17 protein-coding genes and 1 other RNA gene are annotated in these 17811 nt (G+C 40.6%); 8 read left to right on the plus strand and 10 right to left on the minus strand.

Annotated features, from left to right (window positions below):
- From ACTJIX_RS08860 to ACTJIX_RS08885, 6 genes are all read right to left on the minus strand, one after another.
- Positions 1–938: IS30-like element ISAba125 family transposase (locus ACTJIX_RS08860; protein WP_079396101.1), on the minus strand; the 938-nt coding region annotated here is incomplete at its 3' end.
- Between the two features lie 235 nt (positions 939–1173).
- Entirely contained in the window at positions 1174–1764 is a 591-nt protein-coding gene (locus ACTJIX_RS08865; RefSeq protein ID WP_440611358.1) for a DUF4142 domain-containing protein, read from the minus strand.
- A gap of 375 nt (positions 1765–2139) precedes the next feature.
- Positions 2140–2382, minus strand: coding sequence for a DUF378 domain-containing protein (locus ACTJIX_RS08870; protein WP_004810720.1), 243 nt, complete (start codon positions 2380–2382; stop codon positions 2140–2142).
- Positions 2383–2961: 579 nt separating this feature from the next.
- Positions 2962–3918, minus strand: a complete 957-nt coding sequence (locus ACTJIX_RS08875; RefSeq protein ID WP_406612300.1) for a sensor domain-containing diguanylate cyclase — start codon at positions 3916–3918, stop codon at positions 2962–2964.
- A 211-nt stretch (positions 3919–4129) separates the two neighbouring features.
- Entirely contained in the window at positions 4130–5464 is a 1335-nt protein-coding gene (gene pepP / locus ACTJIX_RS08880; protein WP_262467354.1) for a Xaa-Pro aminopeptidase, read from the minus strand.
- Positions 5465–5573: 109 nt separating this feature from the next.
- On the minus strand, positions 5574–6209 hold the full coding sequence (locus tag ACTJIX_RS08885) for a UPF0149 family protein (protein WP_005221317.1): 636 nt from the start codon (positions 6207–6209) through the stop codon (positions 5574–5576).
- A 64-nt stretch (positions 6210–6273) separates the two neighbouring features.
- Between ACTJIX_RS08885 and ACTJIX_RS08890 the strand changes: the two genes are divergently transcribed.
- The 3 genes from ACTJIX_RS08890 to ssrS all read left to right on the plus strand — a co-directional run bounded on the left by ACTJIX_RS08890 (position 6274) and on the right by ssrS (position 7398).
- The gene (locus ACTJIX_RS08890) at positions 6274–6831 is read left to right on the plus strand and encodes a hypothetical protein (protein WP_004893620.1); all 558 of its coding nucleotides are present in this window, start codon (positions 6274–6276) and stop codon (positions 6829–6831) included.
- On the plus strand, positions 6828–7115 hold the full coding sequence (locus ACTJIX_RS08895; protein WP_004810731.1) for a cell division protein ZapA: 288 nt from the start codon (positions 6828–6830) through the stop codon (positions 7113–7115). Before ACTJIX_RS08890 ends, ACTJIX_RS08895 begins: the two co-directional genes overlap by 4 nt.
- 97 nt (positions 7116–7212) lie before the next feature.
- A non-coding RNA gene (ssrS, locus tag ACTJIX_RS08900) (6S RNA) lies at positions 7213–7398 on the plus strand.
- A gap of 95 nt (positions 7399–7493) precedes the next feature.
- Here the strand turns inward: ssrS and ACTJIX_RS08905 are convergent.
- A complete protein-coding gene (locus ACTJIX_RS08905; protein ID WP_278363365.1) occupies positions 7494–7946 on the minus strand; it encodes a hypothetical protein in 453 nt (150 codons plus the stop codon).
- Between the two features lie 69 nt (positions 7947–8015).
- Complete coding sequence (locus ACTJIX_RS08910; protein WP_440611378.1) at positions 8016–9206, minus strand: YncE family protein; 1191 nt, start codon at positions 9204–9206, stop codon at positions 8016–8018.
- Between the two features lie 359 nt (positions 9207–9565).
- On the opposite strand from ACTJIX_RS08910, the gene ACTJIX_RS08915 reads away from it, so the two are divergent.
- Both ACTJIX_RS08915 and lon read left to right on the plus strand, forming a co-directional pair.
- Positions 9566–10156, plus strand: a complete 591-nt coding sequence (locus ACTJIX_RS08915) for a 5-formyltetrahydrofolate cyclo-ligase (protein ID WP_163166733.1) — start codon at positions 9566–9568, stop codon at positions 10154–10156.
- Between the two features lie 142 nt (positions 10157–10298).
- The gene (gene lon, locus ACTJIX_RS08920) at positions 10299–12725 is read left to right on the plus strand and encodes an endopeptidase La (RefSeq protein ID WP_440611359.1); all 2427 of its coding nucleotides are present in this window, start codon (positions 10299–10301) and stop codon (positions 12723–12725) included.
- Positions 12726–12784: 59 nt separating this feature from the next.
- On the opposite strand, the gene ACTJIX_RS08925 is transcribed toward lon, so the two are convergent.
- Positions 12785–13732 (minus strand): M28 family peptidase, encoded by a 948-nt coding sequence (locus ACTJIX_RS08925; protein WP_005221311.1) that lies wholly within the window; start codon positions 13730–13732, stop codon positions 12785–12787.
- A gap of 154 nt (positions 13733–13886) precedes the next feature.
- Here ACTJIX_RS08925 and rlmH point away from each other — a divergent pair, with 154 nt between their 5' ends.
- From rlmH to ACTJIX_RS08940, 3 genes are all read left to right on the plus strand, one after another.
- Positions 13887–14369, plus strand: a complete 483-nt coding sequence (gene rlmH / locus ACTJIX_RS08930; protein WP_103800629.1) for a 23S rRNA (pseudouridine(1915)-N(3))-methyltransferase RlmH — start codon at positions 13887–13889, stop codon at positions 14367–14369.
- Positions 14370–14482: 113 nt separating this feature from the next.
- Complete coding sequence (locus ACTJIX_RS08935; RefSeq protein WP_440611360.1) at positions 14483–15259, plus strand: dioxygenase family protein; 777 nt, start codon at positions 14483–14485, stop codon at positions 15257–15259.
- Positions 15260–15443: 184 nt separating this feature from the next.
- Positions 15444–16214: an META and DUF4377 domain-containing protein gene (locus ACTJIX_RS08940; protein WP_034434194.1), complete on the plus strand. Its 771-nt coding sequence runs from the start codon at positions 15444–15446 to the stop codon at positions 16212–16214.
- A 74-nt stretch (positions 16215–16288) separates the two neighbouring features.
- Here the strand turns inward: ACTJIX_RS08940 and gdhA are convergent, their stop codons facing one another.
- Complete coding sequence (gene gdhA / locus ACTJIX_RS08945) at positions 16289–17632, minus strand: NADP-specific glutamate dehydrogenase (protein WP_004810752.1); 1344 nt, start codon at positions 17630–17632, stop codon at positions 16289–16291.
- Positions 17633–17811: the final 179 nt, after the last annotated feature.

The raw sequence follows: 17811 nt of genomic DNA on the forward strand, positions 1-17811 counted from the left end.
TTTCTAGGACGAGTATTCAGTGACATGGCAACTTGATTTAAATAATGCTGATCTGCCTGATTTAAATCAATCCCTTTAGGTAAATATTGCCTAATTAAACCATTCATATTTTCGCATGTGCCTTTTTGCCAAGGTGAATGTGGGTCACAGAAATATACATCTATGCCTAAATCTTCTTCGAGTATTTTATGTTCTGACATCTCGCGTCCACGGTCATAGGTCAACGTTTTACGCAGTTCTGCAGGTAAATATTTCAGAGCTTCAGTTAAAGCCTTGCGCACTGATTCTGCCTTTGCATCAGGTAATGTTGCCAAGATACAGAGCCGTGTATTTCGTTCAATAAGTGTTGCTATCGAACTTTTATTGTCTTTACCTTTAATTAAATCAGCTTCCCAATGACCCGGTATTTTTCTTTCTTGAACTTCGGCTGGGCGCTCATGAATAGTTTTAATATCCTGTAATATAGAATCTTTTTTAGGTTCACCGTTAGCTTTTCGCTTTTTATTTTCATGACGCAGACAGGATAATAAGTCTTTTTTCAACTCACCCTTTGGTAATGCTCGTATCGTTGAATAAATCGTTGTATGGCTTACATTCATTGTTTGATCCAAATCAGGAAATGTCTTTAAACGCTTTGCTATTTGCTGAGGAGACCATAAACAACGGATCGCTTCAACAATAAATTTCCAGAGGATTGAATCGATTTTGAGTTTTCTGTGACCACGTCTACGTCTAGCGAAGGTGTTATCAGAAGCATATCGAGCTTGATAAACGTCATTGATGCTATTTCTTTTAAGCTCACGATAGATCGTACTAGGATGTCTTTTAATGAGTTCAGCAAATTTTCTGGCTGAAAAGCCTTCTTTTCTTGACTCAAGCATTAATGCAGTACGATCTTCAAAGTTAAGATGATGGTATGACAATTTTATATACTCCATAAACCCTTTAAATTAATTAGGTGGTTTATGTCGCACTTCAAGTTTTACTCTGCCCAATTATTAAAAATATAGAACATCACAGCTCTAATATACAATAATTAAGATTAAATATGAAAATTAATTTAACTCTATTAACTTAAAAACACTTAATATAAATTAGTGGATTATCATTTATAATATAAAAAAGCCCGACACAGAAATGTCAGGCTTTTTTATAAAACATAGTTAAGTCAGATTACTTCATTTTGGCAACAATATCTTCAGCCATTTTTAAGTGCTTGGCAACTGCGGTACGTGTTTGTGTCAACATATTTTTGAGTTCAGTATTTTTAGCATTCGGGATTAATTGTTTTTCAATCGTATTCAGTACTTTACGATGTACGTCAACTTGGCTGCTCATATAGTCTTTATCTGGTGTGGATGAGTTGCTCAGTTTTCTGACTGCATTATCACTGTCTTTTTGCAAGGAGGTGCTAATACCACTCACTTGTGGAGTTAACTTCAGGCTGCTTGCCAGTGTCTGGCCTTTCTTCTCATTTGCTGAATGTTCATTAATCATCATCTGAGCATACCTACGGGCTTCTTCTGTTTTCAGCTTCGGTAAAACAGTTCTTGCCTGTTTAATCTCACCATTATTGGCTGTGCTCACCACTTTAATCACTTGACTCTCTGTCAAATTCTGATGAGCATTCTGCATTGCTTTAGACTGATTCTTACTCTCGCTGGTAGATTGCTGATCCATAGCCATAGTTTGAGATGCAGCAAAACCTAATACTCCACTTACTGCAGCACATTTGATCATGTTCTTCATATTCATTTTTTTCATCTAGGCATCCCTCAGGTTTGTTATTTAGATAAGCCTTAATAAAATAAATGAATTAAATTAATAACAGTGTAATATTTCATTAGCTTTATGAGCTAAATATATAAAACGGATATTAAATTAGGTAAAAATCATTGACTAAAATCTTTTTAATTTAATTTCTTAAAATAAACCTCAAAAATCTCCACACAAAGACAAAAATCCACAATATAAATATTATATAAGTAAATAAATGATTATAAGCAATAAATATAAATCTATATCTAGTTATTTTTCACAATAAAAACGGAGCATAAGCTCCGTTTTTATTTAGCAGTCAACTCACTCTAACTACTTATTTTCTTTAACCCAATAATAAGTGAGTTTATACTGACTTAATTAATGCATTGTTCGTGTATGAGCTTCATGATGGACATCATGACGACCTAACTTAGTTGCAGTATAGATCAGGTAAATCGCTGACAGACCAACCAAGACATAAATAATTCGAGAAAGAGCGCTCTGCTCACCAAAGATTGCTGCGACCAAGTTAAAGTCGAATGCACCAACTAAGCCCCAATTCAGGCCACCAATAATGGCTAATGCGTAGGCGATCCAGTCTAAAGTTCCAAGTCTTCTCATGATTTTTCTCCAAGCTAATGTTTGACTAATTCTTATCCAAAATTATGCAAGCAATAGCAAAATGAATATGTAGTCTTGATGCTAAAAGTCCCTATTCTGTGTTGATCTATGTTGAATAAATGTCATGTTATAAGCATTAAATTTTAATTGGGTTGGTTTTCTTTGAATTGTTCATATTTTACGTAAACCAAATCAGAATTAAGCTTTGAATATTTTATTAATAATATTTAATTTATTGATTTTAATAATTTTATTTGATTTAAAAACAACTAAAAACTATAAATTATTTCTTCTACATTCTGATTTAACATCCTACCACGACTGAAAAAATTGCTTGTTTAAAAGTATGAGTAATAAATTTCATTAGTTTAGGTTTTGATTTTCCGCTCAAAATATTTCCCTATGCAGTAACCAGTCATTGAATATCTAAATCTAGTAATTGATGAAAATAGATGAAAGGCGACTGTTGTACTTTTTATTTGCGCAAAGGGGGTACTTTGATACTGTCTCTCAACAAGTATACATTGGGGGAAGTTTATTGCAGATTATCAAGCCTGGATGGTTTGGTTTCAACGAGTTTTAACTTATAAAATCATCTGCTTCCAGTTTCGCTTTTTTCTTATGTTCATACATATTCTTATCTGCCTCTATTAAGACCTCATGCAGATCTTTAGTCAGCTGACGGACTGCATAGCCAATTGCCACATGAATATTGGCAGCTGCAAATATTTCACTTAAACGATGATATAAAATCGCTGCGTCTTCAGCTTTAGTCTCAGGGCATAAAATCGTAAATTCATCCCCACCCATACGTGCAATCACATCATTAACACGCATATGTTCTACCAGTACATCTGAAGTACGCTGAATTAACTGGTCTCCTGCTTCGTGTCCAAACTGGTCATTCACCTGCTTTAAATCATTCAGGTCGATGCTAAATATTGCAGCTGGTAAGCCATAACGTTGACAGCGTCCCTCCTCAGCTTCTAACAGCTGATCCCAGGCGCGGCGATTATACAGTCCGGTTAAACTATCGGTGAGCGCTTCTACCTCATAACGTTCACGTAAACGTCTCTGTTTATTTTCCCGCAATTCACTTTGTAAAATTGAGCTCAATAAACTGCCTAAAAGCGAAATGAGTGCCGCATCTTTTAAAATATCTTCAGAATGAGGCTTATCATCAATAGCGCAAATTGTTCCAAAAATTGATCCATCTTCATTAAATAGTGGCTCACCAATATAAGATTTGATCGACAGTTTGTTATTTATTGGTGCTTTTGAATATAGTTCGATTTCGTTAGAACATGGCGCTATTTTAGGAGTTTTTCCCTGTACCATGTGATAGCAAAATGAATCCGCCCAACCAAATACTTCGCCTGGCTTAACATTATATTTTTGATTTTCTGCCTGGAGAATAATCCAATCATCATTTTCTACACGAGTGATCATCCATAAGCCAAAACCCAAATGCTGATGAAGATATTGAAGTACCTGCTTGCCCGCTTCTTCAAAATTATGAAATTTTATACTGTGCATGGAGAACACTCAGAATGATGAGTATTTGTAAATACTGGTTAGGGAGATTAAAAAAAGAATTATATAAGAATTGAATCAAAAAATATCCAGATTATTTCTAATAAAATCATTCAGTGAAAGATTAATTCATTATTTATTTGATTAGATTCATATTATTTTAAAAAATAAAAAAGCTGGTCAAATAACCAGCTTTTTTCAAGCTATCGTATTTTTAAGCAGCATAAGCTTTTGCCATTAAGGCTTCAATATCTTCCACAGTTTTGACCACTTTGGCAGTTAATACTAATGGGCCATTTTGAGTCGCAACCACATCGTCCTCAATACGAATTCCGATGCCACGCCATTTTGGATCAACTGTTTCATCATCAGGTGCAATATACAGGCCCGGTTCTACAGTCACGACCATACCTTCTTCATAAGAACGCCATTCACCATTTGTCTTATAAGCACCGACATCATGTACGTCCATACCTAACCAGTGTCCAGTACCATGCATATAGAACTGGCGGAAACTTTCGGTTTCGATAATTTCCTCAATCTTGCCCTGCATAATCCCCAAGTCCAGCAAACCTTGAACCAGAATTCGCACTGCCACATTGTGTGGTTCTTTATAGGAGTTGCCGATCTGAACTGCATTGATCGCAGCAATCTGTGCATCAAGCACGATGTTATAAAGTGCTTTTTGTTCAGGACTGAATTTACCATTTACCGGGAAAGTACGGGTAATGTCGGATGCATAGAACTGATATTCACAGGCTGCATCAATTAGCACCAGATCACCGTCTTTCAGTTCTTTGTCATTTTCCACATAGTGCAGGATGCAGGCATTTTCACCGCCACCGACAATACTGTTATAAGAAGGTACACAGCCATTTTTGCCAAATACATAGTTCAGCTCTGCTTCCAGTGCATATTCCATCATACCCGGACGTACAGTCTGCATCGCTCTGATATGTGCTTCCGCAGAAATATCTGATGCGATCTGCATCAGTTCAATTTCATTGGCATCTTTATGCAGACGCATTTCATCAACAATACGGTCTAACTGAACGATTTGAGCAGGTGCAGATTTTCCTCGACGGCTTTCACCACTGGCTTGTGCAATCCATTTCGCGACACGCGCATCAAACTCTGCACTATGGCCGACCCGGTAGAATAATTTGTCCTTGTTTTGCAATTTTTCCAGAATTTCTTCATCAAGCAGATCAATAGCATAAGCTTCATCTGCCTCATAGTCATCGACAGCACCATCCACCCCGGCACGATAACCATTCCAGATTTCCATCTCGCGGTCACGTTCACGACAGAATAGACTGTAGGTATAACCTTCTTCTTCGCTGTCAAAGGTTTCGATCACAGCCACAGCTTCTGGTTCAGCAAAGCCCGTCAAATAAAAGAAACTGCTATCGGCACGATATTTATAGTCAGCATCACGGTTACGCAGTGCCACTGGGCTGGTGGCGATAATGGCAATACTGCGTAGTCCCATTTCCCCGGCGAGGATATCACGACGTTCCTGAAATTCTGCTTGTGTCAGTTTCTTCATTGGTCCTTACTTCTTATATCAATGCTGTTCTTGAATATGATTTGATACCAGAATAAGCCAGAGGATGACTGGACTTATTCCGGTTTTTCTAAAGCTAAATAGCTATAGTTCAGCTTGGGCGATGCGGTGAGAAAATTTCAACTACAGATTGTGCCTGAGCTGGATCCGTAGACTCAGTTTTTACTTTAGCTGTAAAACGTTTCAAAAGTGGCGTTTCCTCCACTTCAACTTTTTTACGACCTACAGACAAACTCACTGGAATCAGACGTACAAATTCGTACAACTCCAGATAGCTTTCCTCACCTTCAGCATCGTCGTCAGAATCTTCAAATTCAACTGCTGCAACATCTTGTAAATGTTCAATCAGTTCCATTTCATCATCACGAATATGACCTGTTGCCAGCCCAAAACCAAGGACTACACCGGCACACCAGTCTGCCAATGCCTGCACACGTTCTGCGAGGCTATGCTCGTCATCCGGAAGTAATGGAAGATAATCCAGCTCATCTTCAGAAAGTGAGTGAAATACGTCTTCTGCTTCACCTGTTAGTAATTCCAATGCTTCAGCATCCAGCTCAGGGACATCTAAAGTTTCCAGAATCTGTAACCATTCTTCGCTACTCGGCGCCTGGGTCACACAAACAATACCAGTAAGCAAACCATGAAGTTCGCTTGGGCTGGAAATTTCCTCAATTGAAGAAAAATTGCGGTGCCAATCTGACCAACCTGAAATATCGTCTTGCATTCGTTTATCCAATCTCTATACTGCTTATATATTACCTTTGTTTGCAATACTGTGCGACCTCGATATGTTAGAAGAATTACAGCGTCTACAAGTGCATATTGGCGTTTTAAAAACGCGCCTTGCACATCTGGAGAACGAAAACTCCAGCCTGCGTGAAGAACAGGACTCCTCTCTGAGTCAGCATCAAGCCGAAATCATTCAAAAAAACAGCATTATTAGCCAAAAACAACAAGAAAATGAAAGTTTAACTGAACAGTTAGCTGAATCTCGCTCACAATATCAACAGCTTAATAATGATGCAACTGCACTTGCAGACCGGTATGGCCGTCTGGAAAAAAGCTGCACCGATCTGAAAAACCGTTTTCAGGAAATTCTGGCTGAGCGTAATGAACTGCGTGCTTTGAAAGAAAAGCTGCTGAATGAACAGCAACAGGCGCGTCAGGAAATTCAACGCCTGCATCAGGAAACTGAGCGTCTGACCCAGAAGAATGAGCATGCTAAAGCCAAGGTTGAAGCGATTATCCAGCGTCTGGCGATTCTGGGCACAGCTCAAGACCATCATGCACAGGAAATTCAGCAATTGGCCCATCCGACTGAAACGACTGAGGAAGCGTCAACATGAGCGAACAGATTGCTATTGATTTAAGAGTAATTGGCCACAGTTTCCGTCTGGCCTCCACAGCAGATCAACGCGAAGAACTTGAACGTGCAGCGCAACTATTGAATGACAAATACGATGAATTTCGCCGTAAAGCACCTCGTATGGAACCAAGCAAGCTGGTGATTATGGTAGCGCTAGAACTGATGCAGGAAGTATTGAGCATGAATAAATCACTGCAACAATATGCCCACTGCGAACGTTTGTTACAAACTATTTTAGAAGAAGTTGAAGAACTGACTGAATAAGCAGACTTTTTGTTTAAACTTCATTCGATCAATGGTCAAGTTTACAGTTCCAACACAGCATAGAGTTGCCACATAAACTTTATCGTTTATACTAAGTCTAACTCTGGGATGTTCGCCAGCGGGTCTATTCCCCTGCCGATACTTAAACTTATGGATTGCGTTCTGTATATTTAGAGTGTATGCCCACCTTCGAGTGGGAAACCCAGCAAGTATACGTCGCGTCCACCTTGAACTTCTTCGGGTTCAGGGTAACGACACATGCAGCGGCATCTTCGGAGTGTTTTATTTTCTAAGAATAAGAATATGAGCAACTCAATTCTTGGCAGCATTATAAAAATATTTTAATTTTCAAAATCTAATCTTATTTAACACCATCTTTTATTCAATCAGTCTGATTTCACGAGCCAATTCACTCTCCATTTCAGGTAACACTTTTTGTAAAAATTGAATGGTCGCGGTTGCCTCTTGTACAGAAATCACTTTTACCTTTACTAGCTGTCGCTGTATTTCCAGAATTCTACTTACTTCTCTTAGGTCTGGTTTTTTGCCTTGGCTGAGATGATTTGAAATGTCTGCCAATTGCATATAGAGATCATCACGCTTCTGTATGATTTGCTGATTCTGTTGTGCAATTTTCTGCTCATTTTCAAGCATAGGAGTTGGATCAGGTAGCTGTGATTCTTGCTGGATCAAGACGGGCTGCTCATCCAAACTCGAGTGTTCTGCTTTTGCAATACTGTCTTCATCTTTCATTAAAAGAAGCATCAGTGCTAAACCACTGAAGAAGATCATTGCAATACCGATGATCATATTTTTATTGTTATTCAGCATTTCGCGTTTATCCTAAAAATTCATATTAAAACAGCAGAGAGATTCTCTACTGTTTTAATACTTTTATTTTTATGGGGTAGACCAGTCTTTAGGTGCATAACCAATACGAACCCGTTGCGGATGATTGCCTACAGGCACGCTCAACACTTTATTGCCTGTAGCAAAATCAATCACTGTCACTACATCTGTTTCACTTTCAGAAATGACACAGTTTTTGCCATCTGGGCTTAGGGTAGCCCAATATGGTTTACCGGCTGGAATTAAAGGACCGGCTGTTAAGGTTTTACGATTCACAATAGTGGCGTAATTATCCATTGTCCCTGCAACACAGAGTTTTTCACCATCGCCACTAATTGAAAGTCCGTGGTGGCGGGAATCATTGACCCATTTGGTACGATCACTTGGAATCGTACTGCTGCCTGGCAGCTGACCGATACGGGTAATTTTGTCCTGATTTAGGTCATATTCAATCAGACCATTAAAAAAAGAGACCTGCGCATAGATTTTGCTTTCATCCTTACTCAGGACCATTGGACGAACTGAATTGGACAAATCTTTACGCCCAAATTTATCTAAAGCTGGCCGGAAATCAATTTTCTTTAAAACCTTAAAAGTATTTGCATCGGCAATAGTGATAAAACGTTTACCCTTAGTAAAGTCCTGCCATTGGGCATCCATGGATGTTTCGACATTACCGATTGCAGAATTCAGGATTTTATTTCCACCATTAAAGTAGATATTTTCATGGGGTTTATCCCCTGTCGCGAAGCGTCCTAATTCTTTGCCCGTATTGATATCCAGGACATGTACCACATTGCCCGACGATGCAGAAACAGCCACGTGCTGTCCATCCGGTGAAACTGCCATATGGTCTGCCCGGAAGCCTTCGACTGGTGTACGCCAGTTAATTTTGCCAGTTTTAATATTAATTGATACCACATCGGCGAAACTTGGACGTGAAGCCACAACAGACTGACCGTCTGGTGTGGAGTACATATCTTCTACCAGCTGATCATTACCTTCCCCTGCCGTCGCCTGGATATAGGTATAAGCAATCAATTTGATTGGATTAAGATGGATCTCAAGTAAGCGCTCTTTGCGATCCGGAATCATATTAATCACTCCGACTTTACCAAAATCACCTGACGGACGGATCACCGTGACTGTACCATCCCAGTTATTACCGACAAAAAAAACCTGTTGTGTATTCGGTGGTGCGGGCAAGTTAGGCACTGCAGCATAGCTTAATCCTGCCAGCATGCTACCGAGACCAAAAAATAGTTGTGTAAACCGTGTTAATGGCTTGATTTTCTTATTCATATCATTCAATCCTGAATTGTTTTTTATATTATTCTTAAGTTGAGTTTTAGCTCTTCAACCAGGGCAAAACTTCAAGCTGTTCCAATATACAAAGGTATTTGGATTGTTGGGGAAGTTTCCGATAAATAAATTAATTCTATGTATATTAATAAAATATTTTTCAATACCCGAATAGCTGTGAAAATTTTTAGTCATCACCTGCTTTTACTCAAAATTTATTTTCTTTAGGTCTTCTTTTTTACTTTTTTCTTTTCCTGCCTTAGACTTATGCTCAGCACCATCTAAAGTTCAGATAATTTATGTATACGACCGTTCAGGAACTTCGAAAAAAAATCCGCCAAGCCCGTCGTCGCATTTCCCGATTTGAACAAAAAAAATCTGCCCAGCAGGTGCTAAATCTGCTTAGATCAAATTCTCAATTTATTCACTCACAGCATGTCGGTCTTTACTTAGATGCTTTTGGTGAAATTCGCACTCAGCAAATTATTGAATATTGTTTCTCTGTCGATAAAAAAGTCTATTTGCCAGTGATCTGTAACATGAATCAGCGATTAGAATGGGTACGGATTAACAAACACCTATACCGAAACAAGCGTTTTTTCCATCATCGTTTAGGCATGCGTGAACCTATGCAAAGTCGTGGTTTGCATGTATCAAAACTTGATTTATTAATTATGCCGTTATTGATCTGTGACTATCGAGGCACCCGGATCGGAATGGGTGGTGGGTATTATGACCGTACCTTGGTAACAGCGTATAAAAAACCCTATCGTCTTGGTTTGGCACATGATTTACAGCTTGTAGAAACATCATTACCCCGGGAAAAATGGGATCAGCCTTTAGATGCACTTTTAACTCCTACACGCTTGCTACATTTTAAGCGTTTGTAAATCAATTCATTGACTAAGTTACTTTTAAATCAAATAATTAGTCAATAATTATACAATTTCATCTGAACGGCCCTTGTAATTTTAAAAATACCCATCACTATAAAATACATGGCAACATCGTTGTCACTCATTAGGAGTGCCCATGTCTGAAATTATTATGAATGAAGAAAGCTTTGAGCCTCAGGTTCCAAGTGTATTACCACTTTTAGCGTTACGTGATGTAGTGGTATATCCACACATGCAAATTGCGCTATTTGTCGGTCGTGAAAAATCGATCAATGCAGTTGATGTGGCTCGTAACAGTGACAATCTGGTATTTGTGGTTGCGCAAAAAGATTCGCTTACAGAAGAAATTGATCACGACAACTTATATCAATACGGTACTGTCGCGAAGATTGTGCAGGTTGTGAATCATGAAAATGATGAAAACTGTATCAAGGTACTCATCGAAGGCCTTTATCGTGCCAAATTAACTAAAATCATTGATGACACTGATTATCTGACTGCTGAACATGAGCTTAGTCCGATCACTGTCAATATGGACAATGACACTCAGGATACCCGTGTAGAGGAACTGCGTGCGTTATTTGCCCAGTATGCAGAAGCGAAGTTACGTAATGCACGTGAACTGATTGCAGCTGCAAATAAAATTGAAGACTTGCTTCAGTTATTGTTCTTCGTGGCAACTCGTGTGCCGCTGAACATCGAAATCAAGCAAAAATTCCTTGAGCACGATGAGTTTGAAGCGCATCTGACTGAACTCATGACTTATTTACTGCAACAGTCTGAAGAACAGCAGATTGAGCAAACCCTGCATGATTCAGTCAAACGCCAAATGGAAAAGAATCAGCGTGAATATTTCCTGAATGAAAAAATGAAGGTGATTCAACGCGAACTTTCTGACCTGAATGGTGGTGCAGAAGATGATGTCGCTGAGATTGAAAAACGTCTGGCTGAAGCAGACCTGCCTGAGCACGTACGTAAAAAAGCGGAAGCTGAGTTCCGCAAGCTGAAAGCAATGCAACATGCATCAAGTGAAGCTGCGGTTGTTCGCAACTATCTTGAAGTGATCCTAGATACACCTTGGAACAAAGCGAGCAAAGTCAGTATTAACCTGAACAAGGCTCAGGAAATTCTGGATGCTGATCATTATGGTCTGGATGATGTCAAAGATCGTATTGTGGAATATCTGGCAGTTCAGTCACGTGTGAAAAAACTGCGTGGCCCGATTCTATGTCTGGTAGGTCCTCCGGGTGTAGGTAAAACCTCTCTGGGTGAATCTGTTGCCAAAGCAACTGGTCGTGAATTCGTGCGTATGGCGCTAGGTGGTGTACGTGATGAAGCTGAGATCCGTGGTCACCGTCGTACTTATATCGGTGCGATGCCAGGTAAAATTGTGCAGTCTTTAACCAAAGTTGGTGTAAAAAACCCACTGTTCTTGCTTGATGAAATCGACAAGATGGCTCAGGACTACCGTGGTGACCCTGCTTCTGCCCTGCTTGAAGTACTGGATCCATCACAAAACAGCAAGTTCAACGATCACTACCTGGATCTGGATCTGGATCTGTCTGAAGTGATGTTCATCTGTACTGCAAACAGCATGAATATTCCGGAAGCTTTGCTTGACCGTATGGAAGTGATTCGTCTTCCAGGTTATACCGAAGATGAAAAAGTCAATATTGCTGAACGCTACCTTGTTCCGAAAGCAATCAAGAATAATGGTTTGCGCAGCAAAGAATTGACCATTCATGAAGAGGCAATTCGCGACATCGTACAGCGTTATACCCGCGAAGCTGGTGTGCGTAGCCTGGAACGTGAAGTTTCTAAAATTGCCCGTAAGGTAGTTAAAGAAGCGGTGAGCAAGAAAGCGAAAAATCTTCAGCTTGAAGTGAATTCGAACAACTTGCCAGAGTACCTGGGTCCTCACAAATTCGATTTCGGCATGGCTGAAGAAGAACCAGAAGTGGGTCGCGTAAATGGTCTGGCTTGGACTTCGGTTGGTGGTGAGTTACTGACAATTGAAGTAGCAGCGGTTCCGGGTAAAGGTAAATTCATTACTACCGGTTCTCTCGGTGATGTGATGAAAGAATCGATTACCGCCGCGATGACCGTAGTACGTACGCGTGCAGCTGAACTGGGTATCGAAGCTTCTCGTTTTGAAGAAACTGATGTACACGTACATTTACCTGAAGGTGCGACACCGAAAGATGGTCCATCTGCTGGTCTGGCACTAACCACTGCTCTCGTGTCTGCATTCACAGGTATTACGATTCGTCCTGATATCGCGATGACCGGTGAAACCAGCTTACGTGGTCGTGCGATGCGTATCGGTGGTCTGAAGGAAAAACTGCTTGCTGCTCACCGTGGTGGGATCAAGCTGGTATTCATTCCGCAAGACAACGTACGTGACCTAGCTGAAATTCCTGAAAATGTGAAAGAAGGTCTGGAAATCAAAGCCGTGAAATCAATCGATGAGATTTTACCATTGGCACTTACCTCTATGCCGAAAGCATTGGTAAAAACCCCAATTGTAAAAGCGACTGATGAAGCTAAAGCCGCACGTCACTAAGTGATCTGCTCATAAAAGACCCTGCTCCGGCAGGGTTTTTTATTATCTCTACCTAAATTTTATGGACTTAGAACGGTTTGCATCAATCCGTCTACCACATAAGTCATTTTTTTCAGATCCAGTTTATCTAGAGTGTCCTGCTCAGTGTTGTAATAAGGATAACGGTAATGAGCCGTGTCACTGATCAGTACAGTTGGAAAATTCTGCTTGGCATAACTGAGATAGCCCGAATAATCCAGTCCCTGCATAAAAGTAGGAATAATAAAACGTTCACACTCTAAACGCTGACGTGTCTGCATAGCTTCGCAAAATCTTCCTGTAAGTCCTACTGAACTTAGATGTCCAATACTGGCAATATAATTGGCATGCCGAGGATAAAACCATTTTAGAGTTGCCGGATAGCTCTGTACCAGATTTTCATCGTAGTAACCAATAGAGTCCAGTACAAAGACGCCACGTATTTTCTGCTTTTGCTTTCTCAATGACTTGGCATGGATCGCACTGCCCATATGCTCTGTGTTGAGATACGGCGGTTCTTCCAGACCATAGAAAACAAACTCGATATTATTTTTCAGTTTATTTTTTTGCAGGGCCAACAATCGTGCAGCTTCCACCACTCCTACGACGCCAGAAGCATTATTATTCGCACCGAGATGATTGGCAAAAACATCATAGTGAGCACCAATAACGATTTTATCTTTGGCTTTTACATTGAGCTGGCAAACCAGATTGCGATAGCCCTGACTATTCACAATATAGCTTTGAAATTGACACGGGATACCAAAGCGTCGCATTTGCTCTTTCAACCAACCGGATACCCGGTTCAGTTCAGCCGTATTCTTGTGATTTCTAAATTCATCCACATTCAGGATCTGGCTAAAGTAAAGCTCGAGATTTTTGACTTGAGCATTTCTGGCTGGATTGGCCCAGGCCCAACTCGGGAAGATTAAAGACAGACTGATCAGCAAACCCAGATAACTTTTTCTTAAAATGGCTACAATCCGCATTTGTTATTATTTCCATGACATGATCAAGCAGAAACTTGAACTCTGGATATTTATGCAGCAGTGCTTTTTCTAATTCAATTTCAATTTGTTTCTATACTCAACTTCATGTTGTTTCATCGTTATAATGAGCACTTCTGAACTACACGATGTCTGTATGAAAATCCGTATTCTGACCATTGGTCAAAAAATGCCAGCTTGGGTACTCACTGGTTTTGAAGATTATTTCAAGCGCATACAGCCATTTGTTCAAACACAAATCATTGAATTGCCGATGGCGAAACGTGGCAAGAATGATTCAGAAGCCGACATCCTGAAATATCGTAATATCGAAGGCGATAGTATCCTGAATGCATTAAAGTCAAATGAAACCCTGATCGCACTGGAAGTCGGCGGTCGTGAATTCAGTACCGAAAAACTGGCTGAAACCATGAAAGGCTGGATGCTGGAAGGTAATGATGTGGCTTTAGCCATTGGTGGGCCGGATGGTCATTCTGAAGCGGTACGTAAGGCAGCTGCATGGCACTGGTCACTATCCAAATTGACCTTGCCGCATCCTCTAGTTCGTGTCATGCTGATTGAACAGTTGTACCGTGCCATGAGCATTAATCATAATCACCCTTATCACCGTGCGGGTTAAGATGAAAATTGGCTATTGTTCTATTTCCGCAATGAATTGTTGAACAATCCCCCCTCCTTACTTCGCTTGCTTTCATGCATTATTGAAGACATCTTCCAGATGTGGCTTGAACTATGAACTTACAAACGCTTCCCGGCCTGTTTATCTCCCATGGCTCTCCAATGCTTGCCCTGAATCCTGAACAGGTAGGTCCAGCACTGGAGCGTTTAAGTGTCAATTTGCCACGTCCAGAGGCAATCATTGTAATGTCTGCCCACTGGGAAAGTAATGCACTGGAAGTAAATACCGGTATTCGTCCAGAAACCTGGCATGATTTCCGTGGCTTCCCGCCTCAACTATATCAACTAAGTTATCCTGCGCCGGGTCAACCGGAACTGGCTGAACAGATTCTCGGCTTGCTGTCTGAAGCTGGCTTTAGCGCCTATGCCAATAATTCACGCCCGCGTGATCATGGCGTGTGGATGCCGCTACTACACATGTATCCGGATGCAGATATTCCAGTGGTAGAAATTTCCCTGCCCATCAACCTGACTGCACAAGACATTTATAAAATTGGTCAAACGCTGGCACCCCTGCGTGAACAGCAGGTCCTACTGATTGGTTCAGGCAGTATCACGCATAACCTGCGAGAGCTGGATCGTAGTGGACAATCCAATGTTGTTCCAGAATGGGCCTCGACCTTCCGCAATTATGTGGTAAGCAAACTCGCTCATAGTGACTATGAAGCCGTATTGGATTGGCCAAGTATTCCTTACCTGGAACGTAATCACCCGACCCTGGAACACTTTGCCCCGATTTTTTTTGCAATGGGAACTGGTACCCGTTTCAGTCTGGTGCATAGCAGCTTTAGCATGGGTTCACTGGGTATGGATATCTATCGTTTTGATTAGGATTTAAAGGCTCTATCTGAGCCTTTTTTCTTAGGCCTAAGAAAATCTTCCTGTCTTATTTTACTCATCATGCAATTTTCATGGATACATTTTGCTACCTAAAGCTTCAGAATGTATCCATATTTTTTAAAAATGAATCGTTTAAGCTTAAGTCTGATTTATTTGCTTCATGACTATTCAATCAATGAAATTAAAATACTTATTTATTGCATTATTCCCTTTAACCCTTGCAGCTTGTCAGTCCAATGATGTCCAAAAAGTAGGAGATCTTGCCGTGTCCGTATTACAGCAACAAAATGCCGCCAATACTTTGAGTGCTTATGAATGGCACATTGATACCGGTGCAAAAGAACATATGGTACTGAGCTTCCATGATGAGAATCGTTTTAGTGTCACTACCAGCTGCAATAGCTTGGGTGGTAGCTGGAAAATCTCTGAGGGTCAGCTGGAAACTGGTACCTTAATCTCAACCATGAAAGCTTGTGATACCAATGCCATGCAACAGGAAAAGCTGGCAGGCGAAATTTTTAATGATGCCCGTATTCCATTTAGCTTAAATACCAGTGATGCTCAAAATCCGGTTTTGACTCTGACCGTAAACGGAAAGGCTTACGTCTTCACAGGGAAGATGACGCCAGAAGCCCGTTATAATGGTCAGGCTGATATTATTTTCTTGGAAATTTCTCCTGAAACCAAAGCTTGTACCGGTGTAGCACAGCAAACCTGTCTTCAGGTGCGCGAAGTCAAATACAATGAGCAGGGCTTAAAAACTCAGGTCGATAAAGATTGGAACCTGTTCTATGACCAAATCGAAGGCTTCCAGCATACGCCAAATGAGCGTCAGGTAATTCGCATAAAACGCTTTGAAATCAAGAACCCGGCAGCAGATCAGTCTAAATATGCCTATATATTTGATATGGCCGTCGAGCGTGAAGCAGTAAAAGGCTCGCTATAAAATATTTTTATGACAGAGACAAAAAAACCGAGGCTATGACCTCGGTTTTTTTTAAAGCTTAAACTAAGTCAGACTTAGAATACGCCTTGAGCAAGCATTGCATCAGCAACTTTTACGAAGCCCGCAATGTTTGCACCGTCAACATAGTTCACAGTACCGTCTTCTTTAGTACCGAATTTCACACAGTTACGGTGAATTTCTTTCATGATTGCATGAAGACGTTCATCAACTTCTTCGAAAGTCCAGCCAAGACGCAATGCGTTTTGAGACATTTCAAGACCAGAAGTTGCTACACCACCTGCATTCGATGCTTTACCTGGAGCGTAAAGGATTTTCGCTTCAACGAATTTCTCTACAGCACCTAAAGTAGATGGCATGTTTGCACCTTCAGCAACACAGATTGCACCGTTTGCAAGAAGTTTAGCAGCATCATCAGCATCTAGTTCGTTTTGAGTTGCACATGGAAGCGCGATATCACACTTAATACCCCAAGGACGTTGACCTTCAAGGTATTCGAAACCGTGTTTAGACGCGAACTCAGAGATACGACCACGTTTAACGTTTTTCAGTTCCATCACTTCAGCAAGAAGTTCATCAGTGAAACCGTCTTTAACATAAACAGTTCCCGCAGAGTCAGATAGAGAAACGACCTTAGCACCTAAGAACATTGCTTTTTCAGCAGCGTACTGCGCAACGTTACCCGAACCAGAAATGGTCACGACTTTATCTTTGAAGCTATCGCCACGAGTTTTCAGCATTTCCTCAGCGAAATACACAGTACCGTAACCAGTTGCTTCAGGACGAGCCAATGAACCACCGAAAGACAAGCCTTTACCAGTGAATACGCATGAAGTGTCATTGCTGAGCTTCTTCATCATACCCGCCATATAACCTACTTCACGGCCGCCTACACCAATGTCACCCGCAGGGATATCAGTATTAGAACCAAGGTGACGGTAAAGCTCGATAATTAACGCTTGGCAGAAACGCATGATTTCGCCTTCTGACTTGCCTTTAGGATCAAAGTCAGAACCACCTTTACCACCGCCCATAGGCAAAGTAGTCAAAGCATTTTTAAACGTTTGTTCAAAGCCCAGGAATTTCAGGATTGAAAGGTTCACAGATGGGTGGAAACGCATACCACCTTTAAATGGACCAATCGCTGAGTTGTACTGTACGCGGAACGCACGGTTTACTTGAGTTTGACCTTGGTCATCTACCCAAGAAACGCGGAACTGGATCGCACGCTCTGGTTCAACTAGACGTTCTAGTAAACCGTGAGCTGCATATTGTGGGTTCTTTTGAATGAACGGCCACAAGCTTGTCATCACTTCTTCTACAGCTTGAAGAAATTCTGGTTGATGTGCATCACGTGTTTTAACGTAATCTAGGAACTCATTAAGTGTGTTGTATTTCAACGCTTAATCCTCAGCAGAAAATGGATCAAAATTGGTCAAATTTACAATCAATGTTAAATTTTGGCGCAAAATATTAAATATCTTTTGTAACCAATCCACAATAGTTTTTTTGAAAAAATATGAAAATTAATTTTATAACAGTTATTTATATTTATTATGAATTAAATTTTTGGATAGCA

The organism is Acinetobacter sp. 22323 (assembly GCF_052044895.1).
GTDB classification, from domain to species: domain Bacteria; phylum Pseudomonadota; class Gammaproteobacteria; order Pseudomonadales; family Moraxellaceae; genus Acinetobacter; species Acinetobacter schindleri.